At 74.4% G+C, this 14432-nt stretch carries 10 protein-coding genes and 1 pseudogene; 5 read left to right on the plus strand and 6 right to left on the minus strand.

All coding sequences use genetic code 11. The features are described from left to right. Nucleotides 1-50 precede the first annotated feature (50 nt). On the minus strand, nt 51-1088 hold the full coding sequence (locus SLP03_RS24960) for a hypothetical protein (RefSeq protein ID WP_319463065.1): 1038 nt from the start codon (nt 1086-1088) through the stop codon (nt 51-53). 105 nt (nt 1089-1193) lie between these two features. On the opposite strand from SLP03_RS24960, the gene SLP03_RS24965 reads away from it, so the two are divergent. Then, nucleotides 1194-1739, plus strand: coding sequence for an NUDIX hydrolase (locus SLP03_RS24965; RefSeq protein ID WP_319463074.1), 546 nt, complete (start codon nt 1194-1196; stop codon nt 1737-1739). Nucleotides 1740-1808: 69 nt separating this feature from the next. Here the strand turns inward: SLP03_RS24965 and SLP03_RS24970 are convergent, their stop codons facing one another. Both SLP03_RS24970 and SLP03_RS24975 read right to left on the minus strand, forming a co-directional pair. Next, nucleotides 1809-2900: a mannose-1-phosphate guanylyltransferase gene (locus SLP03_RS24970; protein WP_319463066.1), complete on the minus strand. Its 1092-nt coding sequence runs from the start codon at nt 2898-2900 to the stop codon at nt 1809-1811. A 63-nt stretch (nt 2901-2963) separates the two neighbouring features. Then, nucleotides 2964-4109 (minus strand): glycosyltransferase family 1 protein, encoded by a 1146-nt coding sequence (locus tag SLP03_RS24975; protein ID WP_319463067.1) that lies wholly within the window; start codon nt 4107-4109, stop codon nt 2964-2966. A 151-nt stretch (nt 4110-4260) separates the two neighbouring features. Here SLP03_RS24975 and SLP03_RS24980 point away from each other — a divergent pair, with 151 nt between their 5' ends. Continuing rightward, nucleotides 4261-4950, plus strand: coding sequence for a TIGR03089 family protein (locus tag SLP03_RS24980; protein WP_319463068.1), 690 nt, complete (start codon nt 4261-4263; stop codon nt 4948-4950). 27 nt (nt 4951-4977) lie between these two features. On the opposite strand, the gene SLP03_RS24985 is transcribed toward SLP03_RS24980, so the two are convergent. Then, on the minus strand, nt 4978-6972 hold the full coding sequence (locus SLP03_RS24985) for an acetoacetate--CoA ligase (protein ID WP_319463069.1): 1995 nt from the start codon (nt 6970-6972) through the stop codon (nt 4978-4980). Nucleotides 6973-7122: 150 nt separating this feature from the next. After that, entirely contained in the window at nt 7123-7641 is a 519-nt protein-coding gene (locus tag SLP03_RS24990; protein ID WP_319463070.1) for an acyl-CoA thioesterase, read from the minus strand. Between the two features lie 23 nt (nt 7642-7664). Between SLP03_RS24990 and SLP03_RS24995 the strand changes: the two genes are divergently transcribed. Beyond that, the gene (locus tag SLP03_RS24995) at nt 7665-8330 is read left to right on the plus strand and encodes a hypothetical protein (protein ID WP_319463071.1); all 666 of its coding nucleotides are present in this window, start codon (nt 7665-7667) and stop codon (nt 8328-8330) included. A 54-nt stretch (nt 8331-8384) separates the two neighbouring features. Here SLP03_RS24995 and SLP03_RS25000 read toward each other — a convergent pair whose 3' ends face one another. After that, nucleotides 8385-9548, minus strand: a complete 1164-nt coding sequence (locus SLP03_RS25000) for an acyl-CoA dehydrogenase family protein (protein WP_319463072.1) — start codon at nt 9546-9548, stop codon at nt 8385-8387. A 240-nt stretch (nt 9549-9788) separates the two neighbouring features. Between SLP03_RS25000 and SLP03_RS25005 the strand changes: the two genes are divergently transcribed. Then, the gene (locus SLP03_RS25005) at nt 9789-11216 is read left to right on the plus strand and encodes a UDP-glucose/GDP-mannose dehydrogenase family protein (RefSeq protein WP_319463073.1); all 1428 of its coding nucleotides are present in this window, start codon (nt 9789-9791) and stop codon (nt 11214-11216) included. Between the two features lie 157 nt (nt 11217-11373). Then, a pseudogene (locus SLP03_RS25010) lies at nt 11374-14432 on the plus strand (permease); the annotation flags it as partial.

Below are 14432 nucleotides of genomic sequence, written 5' to 3' on the forward strand. Positions count from 1 at the left end.
CCACAGTCCGCAGAGGTGCCACCCGGTCGCCCACCGGCTCGACCCGGGCGTCAGTCGACCCAGAGTGCGACCCGATGGTCCTCGTCGGTGACGTACCAGCAGCGCCCTTCCAGCTCGGCCAGCCCCTCCACGTGGTGGAACGGCGCCAGGTCGGCCACCACCTTCCCGGCCACCCGCGCGTCCGGCGTGACGTCGAGCCGGAAGCGGACGTGCCGCGAGATCACCCCGCCGCCCTGCGGATGGTCGTCCAGCAGCACCGAACCCTTGCCCAACGCGTCGATCGACCCGATCACCGCCGCGTACCCGCCGTCCGCGGTGGGCGCGATCGCCCGGAAGCCGGCCAGCGCGCCCGGCGGGGTCACCCCGGTCAGCGCGTACGCCCCGACGGCCCGCGGCCAGACCGGGTCGGCGGCGAACATCCCGGCCACCCCGGCCAACTCGACCAGGATCGGCTCGCCCTCGGCGGTCACCGGGAACCGGAGCCCGAGCAGCACCGTGCCGGCCGGCGTGAAGGCGGCCGCCTCGACGTTGAGCGGCAGGTCGTCCTCGGCGAGCCGGCTCACCCAACTCTTCTCCCGGGCGGTGCCCCGCGCCAGGGTCTCCACGATGAACCGGTGCCGGACCCGGTGACCCGGCGGCACCGGGGTCAGCGGCGCGGCGGCGAGCGCGTCGTTCACCGCCCGGTGCAGCCGGAACCGGTTGCGCACCACGTGCACGGGCAGCGTGCCGGTCGCGGCGTCGTCCTCCCGGAACCTGGCCACGAACGCCCGGCGGGGCCGCAGCGGGCCGGCCTTCGAACCGAAGTGCGAGCCGATGACGTACACCCAGCCGTCGTGGTGGGCGAGCGCCTCGCCGTCCTCGGTCCGGCCGTTCTCCCCGCCCGCGTCGGCGGTGACGTGGTGCGCCGCCCACTCGCCGTCCTCGCGTTCGAGCAGCAGGGCCAGGCAGCGTTCCACCGGGCCCTCGTCCAGGACGGTCCAGAAGCCGCGCCGCGCGCGGTGCGCGCGCAGCAGCGCCGGCGAGCGCACCGGCAGCAGGTCGCTGGCCTCGTTGCCGGCGACGACGAACTCGACGAGTCGCAGGGTCACCGGGCCAGGGTACGGAGCCCGTGCTCGTAGAGTGTCGGGGTGCCCGACACCGTTCCCGTCAAGAGCCCCGCCGCCCCGTCGCCCACCGCCGAGGGGTACGCCGACCTGCACGCCGACGCCGCCGCCGTGCTGGCCGGCTGGACACCGACCGGCCCGGCGGCGGGCGAGGCGCGGGACCGCACGCTGGACCTGCTGGCGGCGGGACCGGTGGCGATGAGCCGGGGCAATCGGGCCGGGCACGTCACCGCCAGCGCGCTGGTGCTCGACCCCACCGGCGGGCGGGTGCTGCTCTGCCTGCACGGCAAGTTCCGCAAGTGGGTGCAGCTCGGCGGGCACTGCGAGCCCGGCGACCGGACCCTGGCGGGCGCCGCGCTGCGCGAGGCGACCGAGGAGTCGGGGATCGCCGGGCTGCTGGTCGACCCGGTCCCGATCGACGTGGACATCCACCCGGTGAGCTGTCGGGGCGGCTCGCTGCACTACGACGTCCGGTTCGCGGTGTTCGCCCCGGCCGGGGCGACCGAGCAGGTGAGCGACGAGTCGGCGGCGTTGGGCTGGTTCCCGCCGGACCGGCTGCCCGAGCCGCTGGCCGACGGTACGGTCCAACTCGTCGCACCGGCCCTGGCCGCCCTGGGCCGCCGGTCCGCCGGCTGACCCGGCAGCCGCTCACCCGGAGCGGCCCGTCACGCCCGCCCGACCCGCGACGCAGTCAGCCCACCGGGCTCAGACCAGACCCTCCTCGCCGCGTTCCTTCAGCTCGTCGACCAGCTTCTTGACGTCCTGGGCCCGGTCGCGGGGGCAGACAAGCACCGCGTCCGGGGTGTCCACCACGATCAGGTCGTGCACGCCGAGGACGGCCACCAGCCTTCCCGACTGCGGCACCACCACCAGGTTGCGGCTGTCCCGCAGCAGCACGCCCGGCTTGCCGTCGATGCCGAGCACCACGTTGCCGTCCGGGTCGGCGGGCAGCACCTCGCCGAGGGTGTGGAAGTCGCCGACGTCGTTCCAGCCGAAGTCGCCGGGCACGGTGGCCACCCGGCCGGCCGTCGCCGCGCCCTCCATGACCGCGTAGTCGACGGAGATCTTCGGCAGGGTCGGCCAGACGGTGCCGAGGATGTCGTCCTGCTCCGGGGTGCCCCAGGCGGCCGCGATCGCGGTGATCCCGGCGTGCAGCGCCGGCTGCTGCCGGGCCAGCTCGGCCAGGAAGACGTCCACCCGCCAGACGAACATGCTGGCGTTCCAGAGGTGCCGCCCAGAGCGGACGTACCCCTCGGCCACCTCGGCGGCCGGCTTCTCCTTGAACTCGGTGACCGGGCGCAGTGGACCGGCACCGGTCGGGTCGCCGGTCTCCAGGTAGCCGTAGCCGGTCTCCGGTCGGGTCGGTGTGATCCCCACCGTCATCAGCAGCCCCTGCTCGGCGCCGCCGATCGCCTGGCGCACCGTCTCCGCCCAGCGGGCCGGGTCACCGATCAGGTGGTCGGCGGCGAACGAGCCCATCACCGCTTCCGGCTCGCGCAGCGCGATCACCGCGGCGGCCAGCGCGATCGCCGCGCAGGAGTCACGCGGCGAGGGCTCCACGAGGATGTTCTCCTCCGGCAGGCCGGCCAGTTGCCGAGCCACGGCCGCGACGTGTGCGGCACCGGTGACCACCAACGTGCGCTCGGGTGTGGTCAGCGGCGCGAGCCGGTCCACCGTGGCCTGGAGCAGCGAGGCCGGGGTGCCGGTCAGCGGGTGGAGGAATTTGGGGTGGCCGGCACGGGACAGCGGCCACAACCTCGTGCCACTGCCACCCGCCGGGATGACGGCATAGAACATCAGCACATCATGCCCGAACCGCCATGCTCCGGGCGCACGGCCGGCCGCACCGGCAGCGGGCACTCAGGAACGGGCCCGGCTCCACGCCGCGATGTGCACCTCGGCGCTGGACTCCCAGGTGAACTCCTTGGCCCGGTCGAAACCGGCCTTGGCCAGGGAAAGCCGGCGGTGCTCGTCGTCCAGCAGGGCGGTCAGGTCGGTGGCGATCTGGGCCGGGTCCTCGCTGGTGTAGGCCACCGCGTCGCCGCCCACCTCCGGCAGGGAGAGCCGGGGCGTGGTCAGCACCGGCGCGGCGCAGGCCATCGCTTCCAGGATCGGCAGGCCGAAACCCTCGCCGTACGACGGATAGGCGGCGACCAGGGCGCCGCCGAGGAAGCCGGGCAGGTCGGCGTAGCGCAGGTAGCCCGGGCGCAGCAGCCGCAGGTGCGACGGCACCTCGGCCACCGCGCGGTCGATGTCGTCGTCGTGCCCCTGGCCGCCGGCGATGACCAGGGCCGGCGGGTCGGCCCGGTCGGCCACCGCGCGGCCCCAGCCGCGGATCAGGTTGGGTACGTTCTTGCGCGGCTCCTTGGCCCCGAGGAACGCGATGTAGCTGCTGCTGCCGAGCCCCAACCGGGCCCGCACCCGAGCCTTCTCCTCCTCGCTCGGGGCGTGGAAGGCCGCCTGGTCGACGCCGTGGTACGCCACGTCGATCCGGGTCGGGTCGGCGTCGAGCAGCCGGATCAACTCGTCCCGGGTGGCCTTGCTCGGCACGATCACCCGGTTCGCGCGGCGCAGCGACGTCTTGATCGCGCTGCGGAAGAACGTGCGGCGGGACTTGTCGTAATGCTCCGGCTCGGTGAAGAAGGTCGCGTCGTGCACGGTGACCGTGACCGGGCAGCCGGCCCGCAGCGGGCAGGTGTAGAAGGGCGAGTGCAGCACTTCCGCCCCCACCTGTTGGGCGAGCAGCGGCAGGCCGGTCTGCTCCCAGGCGAGCCGGGCGGGACGATGCGCGACCGCCGCCGGGGCGGGGACGACCTCGGCCCCCGGCAGCATCCGGCTGTAGCGCTCCAGGTCGGTGCGGAGGCTCACCACAGCCAGGTCCACGCCGGAGCCGCAGACCTTGCCCAGGGCGCCGAGCAGGCCATCGACGTATCTACCGACGCCGCCACGGTCGGCGGGGACACTCGTGGCGTCGATGAGCACGCGGGGCGGGCGACCGGCGGTCACGGGGCGACTCCTCAGGCTTGCGGATCTGTGGCACACAACACTGGCGGCAAGCCTACGCCGGGGCAAGGTCCCGACGCTGACTGCGACCCGACGGTACGCCGACTTGTCATCGCCATCGAGTACGGGCGGGGACCGCGTATCGTTCGCGCCGATGGCCGACAACATTGCCCGGGTCTTCGCCGACGCGATCGCGACCGATCCGACCCGCCCCCTGCTGACCTGGTACGACGACGCGACCGGCGAGCGGACCGAACTCTCCGGCGCGACGCTGGCGAACTGGGTGGCCAAGACGGCCAACCTGCTCGTCGACGAGGCGGCCGTCGCCCCCGGCGACACGGCCGGCGTGCTGCTGCCGCCGCACTGGCAGACCGCCGCGGTACTGCTCGGCTGCTGGTCGGCGAAGGTGACGGTGGTCGACACGCCGGGTGACGTGGCGGTGCTCTTCGCCGCAGCCGACCGGGCCGCCGAGGCGGAGGCCTGGTCGGCCGGCGAACGGTACGCCCTCGCGCTCGCCCCGTTCGCCGCCCCGCTGCGTCAGGTGCCGCCCAGCTTCGCCGACTACGTCGTCGAGGTACGCGGCCACGGGGACCACTTCACCCCGTACCCGGGCGGCGGCGAGGCGGACGCGGACCTGCTGGCCCGCGCGGCCGCCCGCGCCGCGGACCTGGGCATCGCCCCCGGCGACCGCATCCTCATCGACACGGCGACGCACCCGGACCCGGTCGACTGGCTCCTCGCCCCCCTGACGGCCGCTGCCAGCATCGTCCTCTGCGGCAACCTCGACCGCTCCCGCCTCGACTCCCGCGCGACGAGCGAGAAGACCACCCGCACCCTGACCTAGCCCGTACCCCCGCCCCCCCGGTGCACTTCAGGCCGGGGCCGGGGAGTCCGAGTCGGTGGGGATGCGGCGCTGGGCGAACTGGGCGAAGGCCGCGAGGGACTCCGGGTTGACGAGGGCGCCCTTGGCGGCCGCCGAGTCCACCGGGGTGCCGGTCAGGATCTTCTTGACCGGGACCTCGAGCTTCTTCGCGGACAGGGTGCGGGGCACGGCGCGAACCTGGTGGATCTCGTCGGGGACGTGCCGCGGCGACAGGGCGGTCCGCAGCTCCCGGCAGATCCTCTTCCGCAACGCGTCGTCCAGCTCGCGGCCCTCGGCGAGCACCACGAAGAGCAGCAGCTCCCCCGCGCCGCCCTGGTCGTCCTCCAGGTGCACGACCACCGAGTCGACGACCTCGTCCAGCCCCTCCACCACCGAGTAGAACTCGGCGGTGCCGAGGCGTACGCCGCCGCGGTTGAGAGTGGCGTCGGAGCGACCGGTGATCACGCAGCCGCCGCGCTCGTTGATCGTGATCCAGTCCCCGTGCCGCCAGACGCCCGGGTAGAGCTCGAAGTACGCCTCCCGGTAGCGGACGCCGTCCGGGTCGTTCCAGAAGCCCACCGGCATGCTGGGCATCGGCGCGGTGATCACCAGCTCGCCCAGCTCCCCGATCACCGGGGTGCCGGCAGCCGAACGGGCCTCCACCTTCGCCCCGAGCGCCCGGCAGGTGATCTCCCCGGCGTGCACCGGCAGCAACGGCACGCCGCCGACGAAGCCGGTGCAGACGTCCGTGCCGCCGGAGAGGGACTGGAGCTGGAGGCGGTCGCCGACGTTCTCGTACACCCAGGTGAAGCCCTCGGCGGGCAGCGGCGCGCCGGTCGAGCCGACGCCGCGCAGCGCGGACAGGTCGGCGATCTCCCTCGGCATCAGCCCGGCCTTGCGGCAGGCCAGCAGGAACGGCGCGGAGGTGCCGAGGTAGGTCGTGCCGGTCTCCTCGGCCAGCCGCCAGAGCGCGCCCAGGTCGGGGTGGCCCGGGTTGCCGTCGAAGAGCACGATCGCCGCGCCCACCGCCGGCCCGGAGACCAGGAAGTTCCACATCATCCAGCCGGTGGTGGTGAACCAGAAGAACCGGTCCGCTGGGCCCAGGTCGTGGTGCAGCGCGAGCATCTTCAGGTGCTCCAGCAGGATGCCCCCGTGGCCGTGCACGATCGGCTTGGGCAGCCCGGTGGTGCCGGAGGAGTAGAGCACGTAGAGCGGGTGGTCGAACGGCACCGGGGTGAAGGCCAGCGGCTCGTCGGTCGGCGCGGCCAGCTCGTCCCAGGAGAGCGCGCCCTCCGGCGGGACGCCGGCCGGGTCGAGGTACGCGACGCTGACGGTGTGCCGGAGCGACGGCAGCGCGGCCCGGATGGCGGCCACCTCGCCCCGCCGGTCCACCGGCTTGTCGCCGTACCGATAGCCGTCGACCGCGACCAGGACCTTCGGCTCGATCTGCTGCCAGCGGTCGGTGACGCTGCGGGTGCCGAACTCGGGGGCGCAGGAGGAGAAGATCCCGCCGAGGCTGGCGGTGGCGAGCAGCAGCACGTACGTCTCGGGGATGTTCGGCGCGTACGCCGCGACCCGGTCACCGGGGCCGACGCCGAGCCGGCGCAGCCCGGCCGCCACCCGGCGGACCTGCTCGCGCAGCTGCCCGGCGGTCAGCGTGACCGGCGGCCGGGTCTGGCCGTGCGCGATCACCACCGGGTCGTCGTCGCCCCGGCCGGGCATCCGCAGCACGTTCTCGGCGTAGTTGAGCGTGGCGCCGGGGAACCAGCGGGTGCCAGGCATCGCCGGGTCGGTCAGCGTGGCGGTCGGCGGGGTGTACGCGACGACGTCGAAGTACTCCCAGATCGACCGCCAGAACGCGGCGAGGTCGGTGACCGACCACTGCCACAGCGCGTCGTAGTCGGCGAACTCCAGCCCGCGGTGCTCGGCCAGCCAGCGCAGGTAGTCACCGATCCGGGACCGCTCGCGCACGTCGGCCGGCGGCGTCCACAGCACGTCACCCACTACTCCACCCTCCCTGCGGCCCGCACGACACTGTGACATGGGCCGTGCCGCCATCTTGCCCTACCTCGCAGGGCCATTCTCCGCACCGGGTGCCGCCCAGGGGGCGTGGCCGGCCCACACGCCCCGCCCGGCGGGTATGTGGACCGGGCGTCAGCCGGCGCGGGCGGCCTGGATCGCCCGACGCTTGGCCAGCCGGTGCGCCCGGCGGATCTCCGCCTCCCGGAACCGTCGCTCGTCCTCCGGCGTCTCCGGCAGCACCGGCCGGACCGGCCGTGGCGCGCCGCCCACGTCCACCCCCACGAAGACCAGGTACGCGGTGGCCACCCCGACCGGCTCGTCCTCGGCCGAGTCCCAGCGCTCGGCGACCACCCGCACCCCCACCTCCATCGAGGTGTTGCCGGTCCAGTTCACCTGGGCGTGCGCGTGCACCAGGTCGCCCACCCGGACCGGCTCGGAGAAGACGATCTCGTCGATCGAGGCGGTGACCGCGGTGCCGCCGCTGTGCCGCGCCGCGGCCGCCCCGGCCACGTCGTCCACGAACTTCATCAGTACCCCACCGTGCACGGTTCCGTACAGATTGACATCGACTGCGGTCATGATGCGGCTGAGCGTGACCCGGGAGTAAGACGTCGACTTGCCCGCCGGCACGGTGGAGGGATGATCTGTCATGCCGGAAACGGTACGGTGCGCGGATGCGACATCTCTGGAGCTTCCTTGCCGGGTTGGTGGTGGCGCCCGTCACCTGGGTGCTCGTCACCCTCGGGCAGGACGGGTCTGGACGTACCGTGCACCGCTGGGTGGAGATCGGTACGTACAGCACCCCCAACCTGATCGAGCCCGCCGTCTACCTCGGCGTCGCCGGCCTCCTGCTCGGCCTACTCGGCACGCTGCGCTTCTCGCCGCTCGGCGCGCTGTTCGCCGGGCTGCTGCTGATCACCCCGTACGTCGGGATGTTCATCGCGCCGTTCACGGTCCGCGGCTGGATCCCTGACAACTGGAAGGTGCTCGGGGACCCGCTGCCGCTGCGCCAGCCGGTGGAGAACGGCACGCTGTTCCTGATCGGCGTGCTGCTGCTGATGGCGGCCTTCAGCGCGCAGCGCTGGCGGCCGTGGCCGGCGGCGACGTCCCCGGCCGAGGCGGAGCTGACCTCGGCCGACAAGCCGGCCGAGAACGTCTTCCCGATCAGCGACTGGCCGCCGGCCGGCGCCCGGAACGACCGGGACCCCGCCCCGCTCACCCTCGACTATCCCGACCCGACCCCCACCGAACCGCTGCCCCGCCGGGCCACCGGCGAGTCGCCGTGGTCCGCGCCGCCGCGCGCCACCACCCGACCGGAGGGCACCACCGGCACCCGCTGACCGCCGCGGGCGGGCCGGAGACCCCGGCCCGCCCGCCCGATCAGATCCGCCCGGTCAGCCCTTGAGCAGCTGGCGCGCCATGACGATGCGCTGGACCTGGTTGGTGCCCTCGTAGATCTGGGTGATCTTGGCATCCCGCATCATCCGCTCGACCGGGTAGTCGCGGGTGTAGCCGTAGCCGCCCAGCAGCTGCACCGCGTCGGTGGTGATCTCCATGGCGGCGTCCGAGGCGAAGCACTTCGCGGCAGCGCCGAAGTAGGTCAGGTCCGCGTCGCCGCGCTCGGACTTGCCGGCCGCGGTGTAGGTGAGCTGCCGGGCCGCCTCCAGCTTCATGCCCATGTCGGCGAGCATGAACTGAATGCCCTGGAACTCGGCGATCGCCTTGCCGAACTGCCTGCGCTCGCTCACGTACCCCTTGGCGTAGTCCAGCGCGCCCTGCGCGATGCCGACCGCCTGGGCGGCGATGGTGACCCGGGTGTGGTCCAGGGTCTGCATCGCGCTGGCGAAGCCGGTTCCCTCCGCGCCGATCATCCGGTCCGCCGGGATCCGGACGTTGTCGAGGTAGACCTCGCGGGTCGGGGAGCCCTTGATGCCGAGCTTCTTCTCCGGGGCGCCGAAGCTGACCCCGGCGTCCGACTTCTCCACCACGAAGGCGGAGATGCCCCGCGAGCGGGCTGTGGGATCGGTCACAGCGAACACCGTGTAGTACTCGGAGACCCCGGCGTTGGTGATCCACCGCTTCACGCCGTTGAGCACCCAGTGGTCGCCGTCACGCACCGCGCGGGTCGTCATCGAGGCGGCGTCGCTGCCCGCCTCCGGCTCCGAGAGGCAGTACGAGAACATCGCGTCGCCGGCCGCGACCGGGGTCAGGTACCTCCGCTTGAGCTCCTCCGAGCCGGCCAGGATCAGCGGCATCGTGCCCAGCTTGTTGACCGCCGGGATCAGCGAGGACGAGGCGCAGGCCCGAGCCACCTCCTCGATCACGATGGCCGTGGCCAGCGCGTCCGCGCCGGCGCCGCCGTACTCGACCGGGATGTGCGGGGCGTGGAAGTCGGCGGCCCGCAGGGCGTCGTACGACGCCTTCGGGAACTCACCGGTCTCATCCGCCTCAGCTGCGTGCGGGGCCACCTTGGCCGCACAGACCTCACGGACCGCCTCCCGGATCGCCTCGTGCTCCTCCGGCAACCGGTAGACGTCGAACGACTGCTCTGCGGCCATGTTGGCCCCTCCCCTTCACCGCTATCATGCCCAGTCTGTAGCGCCTGACAACCGCCGACCGCGCGGAGTGAAGGATAGCGACCGGGGTTCTGGTGCTCCTTACCGCCGCGTAGGCTCGTGCGTGACAGGCGCAGACGCCGACCGGCGACCACAGAACGTCCCCCCAACCGGCGCCCGGCCAGGCGCCGCAGCCGAACGCGACGCAAGGAAGCGCCGCCAGTGCGAGCGGAGAAGACAGGCGTGACGATCCCGTACCCGAACACCCAGCCGGTGCCGGCCATCGCTGCGGTGACCCCGCCCTCCGGCGCGGCCCGGCCCCGGGTGACCTTCCTCGGCACCGGCTACCTCGGAGCGACGTACGCCATCTGCTACGCGGAACTCGGCTACGAGGTGCTCGGCTTCGACGTCGACGCCGACAAGATCGCCAAGCTGAACGCCGGCGAGGTGCCGATCCACGAGCCGGGCCTGGACGAGCTGCTGCGGCGGAACCTGGCCGCCGGCCGGCTGCGGTTCAGCACCGACATCGCGGAGACCGCCGAGTTCGGCGACGTGCACTTCATCTGCGTGGGCACCCCGCAGCGCGCCGACGGCATGGGCGCCGACCTGTCGTACGTCGAGGCGTCGGTGACCAGCCTGGCCCAGCACCTGACCCGCAAGGCGCTGATCGTCGGCAAGTCCACCGTCCCGGTCGGCACCGCCGAGTGGGTTGAGCAGCTGGTCGGCAAGCACACCCCCGCCGACCTCGGCGTCGAGGTGGCGTGGAGCCCGGAGTTCCTCCAGGAGGGCTTCGCCGTCGACGACGTGCTGCGCCCCAACCGGATCGTGGTCGGCGTCAAGAGCGAGTGGGCCAACGGCATGCTCTACGCCGCCCACAAGGGCGTCTTCGACCTGGCCGCCACCGAGGACCGCGAGGTCCCGCTGGTGGTCACCGACTTCGCCACCGCCGAGCTGGTCAAGGTCGCCGCGAACGCCTTCCTCGCCACCAAGATCTCCTTCATCAACGCGATGGCCGAGGTCTGCGAGGCCGCCGGGGGCGACGTCACCCAGCTGGCCCGCTCGATCGGGTACGACCCCCGGATCGGCAACCGCTTCCTCCAGGCCGGTCTGGGCTTCGGCGGCGCCTGCCTGCCCAAGGACATCCGGGCCTTCCAGGCCCGTGCGCAGGAGCTCGGCGCCGGTGAGGCGCTGCGCTTCCTGCACGAGGTCGACCTGATCAACCTGCGCCGGCGGACCCGCGTGGTCCAGCTCGCCGCCGAGCTACTCGGCCGCCGCTCCGGCCCGGCCGGGCCGGACCTCTCCGGCACCCGGATCGCCGTGCTCGGCGCCACCTTCAAGCCGAACACCGACGACGTCCGGGACGCCCCGGCGCTGGCGGTCGCCTCCCTGCTCGGCAAGGCCGGGGCCGACGTGCACGTCTTCGACCCGCAGGGCGCCGAGAACGCCCGCCGGGCGATGCCCGAGCTGACGTACGAGAAGACCATGACCGACGCCGTCAGCGGCGCCGACCTGGTCTGCGTGCTCACCGAGTGGGCCGAGTTCCGTAACGCGGACCCGGTCGCCCTGGGCGAGCTGGCGCGGGGCCGGCGGGTGGTAGACGGGCGCAACTGCCTCGACTCCACACTGTGGACCCAGGCGGGTTGGGAGTACCGCGGCATGGGCCGCCCCTGACCCCGACCCGACGCGTACGGCCGGCCGTGGAGCTGCTCCACGGCCGGCCGTTTCTTTTTGCTCCGAACGCGCCGGCAACTGTCGAAATCCGCGCCCGGTCAGGGCATGCTGCGACAGTGGAGGTCCGCAGTGCGGGCCGGCCGGACGGAGGGGTGTCGTGCAGACCTTCAGTTGCGCCTCGTGCGGGCGGGAGATCAAGCCGGCCGTCATCTGCCCGCAGTGCGGGGCGGACCAGCCACAGTGGGCCGAGCACCTGGCGGAGATCGAGCGTTCGATCGCGGAGATGAAGGCGCGGGACGCCGAGATCGCCCGCGAGCAACGGCAGATCGCCGCCAAGATGCAGGCCGCCCTCTTCCAGCGGGACATCCTCGCGCACGCCGGCGAGGAACGGATCAAGCAGGCCACCCGGCCCCGCAGGGTGCTGCGCCGCCGGCCGGGCCGCCGCCCGCCGACGGCCACCACCGGCGCGCCGCCCCGGGTGCCCCGCCAGGGCACCCCGCCACCCGGCCCGGACGACCTCCCGCCGTCGCCGCCCCGGTCCACCGCGCACTGGCTCGACGTGGACGACCCGGAGCACCCGCCGGAGGCCTCGTCCCGCGAGGTGCAGAACATCCCCCTCGGCCTCGGCGCGCTGCTGCTCGGCGTGGCGGCGGTGGTTTTCGCCGCGGTCGCGACCAGCTCGATGGACGCGCTGGCCCGGCTCGGCGTGCTGCTGGTCGCGACGGTGCTGATGCTGCTCGCCCCACCGGTGCTGACCCGCCGCGGGCTCACCACGACCGCCGAGACGATCGCCGCGGTCGGCCTGCTGCTGGTGCCGCTGGCCGGGTACGCGCTCTGGGCGGTCGACCGGATCGGCGGCGCATCGGGCGCGGTCTTCGCCGGGTCGATCTTCCTGTTGACCGCCCTGGTGGCCCTCGGGTACGCCCAGGGGACCGGGCTGCGCGCGCCCCGGTTCGCGACCGTGCTCGCCGCCCAGCCGGTGCTGCCGCTGCTGGCCTACGACCGGATCACCGGGCCGGCCGGCTGGGCGCTGGTGCTGACCGTGGTCGCCGTGGTCGACCTCGCGCTGGCCCGCTCGGCGGTGATCCTCGAGCGACCGGTCCGGCGTGACCTGCCGACCCCGCCGCCGGCACCGCCGCCACCTCGGCAGCGGGCCGCCGAGGGTCGCCCGGAGACGGACCCCGAGGAGTCCGCCGAGGTACTCGGCGCGGAAGCGCCGGCCGCCCCGGCACCCGGACCGGCCCGGCCGGTGCCCTGGCTGGGCGAGCTGACCTGGGTGCTGCACGGCGCGGCGGTCGCGGTCGCCCTGGCGTACGCGGTCACCGCGCTGCTGCGCGCCGACACGGTGCCGGTCGCCACCGGCGCGGGCGCCGTACTGCTGCTCGCCGCGCTGGTCGGGCTGGCCGGCACGCTGGTGCTGCGTCGACCGCCGCTGCCCGACGTCGGCGCCGGCATCGTCACCCTCGCGGTGATCGGCGCGCTGGGCCGGATCGCCTCGGTCGCCTTCCCCGGCCGGTCGCTGCTGCTCATCGCGGCGGTGATCACGGTCACCGGGCTGGCCGTGCGGGCCGTACCGGAGGCGGCCCGGCGCGGGCCGCAGCTCGCCTCGGCCGTGGCCCTGACGGTCAGCGGCCTGGTGGTGGCCGGCGGCGCGCTGCGGGCCGGGCTGGCGCCGGTCCGGGCGGGGCTGCCCGCCTGGGCGGCGGACCTGGACCGGTGGCCCGCCACGCTGGCGGCGGCGGTCGGCCCGACCGGCTGGCAGCTCGCCGCGAGCGCCTTCCTGCTCACCATCGCCGCGGTGGTCGCCCTGCCCCCGGAGATCCGACGCGAGTTGGCGGTGATCGGGGCGGCGCTGACCGCGCTCGCCGTACCGGCCTCCCTCGGGCTGGGCTGGGCGGCCGCTCCGTGGCCGACGCTGCTGACCGCGGTGGGCATCGGCGTGCTGGCGCTCTCCGCGGACAGCGGACGTTCCGCCGTGGTGCACGCGGTCACCGCGACCGGGCTGGGCGTCGCCGGCGCCGGGGCGGCGCTCTCCCGCCCGGCGCTGACCGCCGCCGCGCTGACCACCCTCTTCCTGGCCGGCGCGCTGGTCTCGCTCGCGCCCCGGATCCGACTCGCCCCGGCTGCGGCGGACACGGTCTCCGGCTGGGCCGCCGGCGGGGCGGCGTTCGCGCTGCCGGGGGCGGTCGCCGCGTTCGTCTCCGCCACGGTGCCCATCGATCCGACCCCCACCCCGGCGAGCATGCGCGAGGTCACCGTCCCGGTGCTCGCGGCGAGCTTCCTCGGCGTCTGCGTCACCCTCGGCTACGCCGCGATCCGCCAGGTGGCGCAGCGGCACCTCAGCCTGCCGCAGGCCGTGGGCACCGGGCTCGGCGCGCTGGCGGTCGCCGCGGCCGCGTTCGGCGCGCCGGGCACCACCAGCGCCGACGCCTGGGTGGGCGCGCTGATGCTCGTCGCCGCGGTGCTGCTCTTCCTCGACCCATCCATCGACCGGGGTCGCCGCTCCGACCTGACGCTGGACGGCTCCGACCTGGCCGCCGCCGCGACCACCGCGGCGCTGATCGCCACCCTGGCCCGGATCGCCGCCGTGCTCGCGCCCGGCGGGCAGCTCATGGTGGCGGCCGCGCTGGAGCTGGTGGTCGCCGTCGCGGCCCGGGCCATGCCCGAGGAGTGGCGGCGGGGGCCGATCCTCGGCATAGCGGTCGGCGGCACGCTGATCGGGCTGATCGCCGGCTGGAGCGCGCTGCGCGGCGGGGTCGGCGTACTGGCCACCCCGGGTCCGATCTGGGCCGGCGACCTGACCGGCTGGCCGGCCGCGCCGACCGGCGGGGCGACGTGGCAGGCGCCGGTCGCGCTGGCGCTGCTGGCCGTCGTCGCCGGCATCCTGCTGCCGACGCCGTGGAAGTACGACGTGACGGGCGCGGCCGTCGTGCTGGCCACCATCGGCACTCCCGCCGCCTTCGACCTGCCCTGGTGGTCGCCGGTGCTGGTCGGCGCCGCGGTCGCCACGATCTTCGGCATGGCGGCGGTCGCCGCGATCGACCCCCGGGCGGCGCTGTCCCGGGCCACGGTGGCCGGAGTGGTCGCCCTGCACGCGGCCGGCGCCGGGCTGGCCGCCGGCTGGTCCGCGTGCGGGGTGCTGGCCGTGGGCGCGGCCCTGCAGGACGTCGACGCCACCCTGCCCCGGCTCCGCCGCCCGGAGGCGTCCCGGCACTG

Origin of the sequence: Micromonospora sp. RTP1Z1 (assembly GCF_033804685.1) — a bacterium.
Lineage (GTDB): Bacteria > Actinomycetota > Actinomycetes > Mycobacteriales > Micromonosporaceae > Micromonospora.

Excerpts from the sequence above, each read along its gene's own strand:
- SLP03_RS24970 (WP_319463066.1), bottom strand. The coding sequence starts at position 2,900 with ATGTTCTATGCCGTCATCCCGGCGGGTGGCAGTGGCACGAGGTTGTGG.
- SLP03_RS24980 (WP_319463068.1), top strand. The coding sequence starts at position 4,261 with ATGGCCGACAACATTGCCCGGGTCTTCGCCGACGCGATCGCGACCGAT.
- SLP03_RS24990 (WP_319463070.1), bottom strand. The coding sequence starts at position 7,641 with ATGACAGATCATCCCTCCACCGTGCCGGCGGGCAAGTCGACGTCTTAC.
- SLP03_RS24995 (WP_319463071.1), top strand. The coding sequence starts at position 7,665 with ATGCGACATCTCTGGAGCTTCCTTGCCGGGTTGGTGGTGGCGCCCGTC.
- SLP03_RS25000 (WP_319463072.1), bottom strand. The coding sequence starts at position 9,548 with ATGGCCGCAGAGCAGTCGTTCGACGTCTACCGGTTGCCGGAGGAGCAC.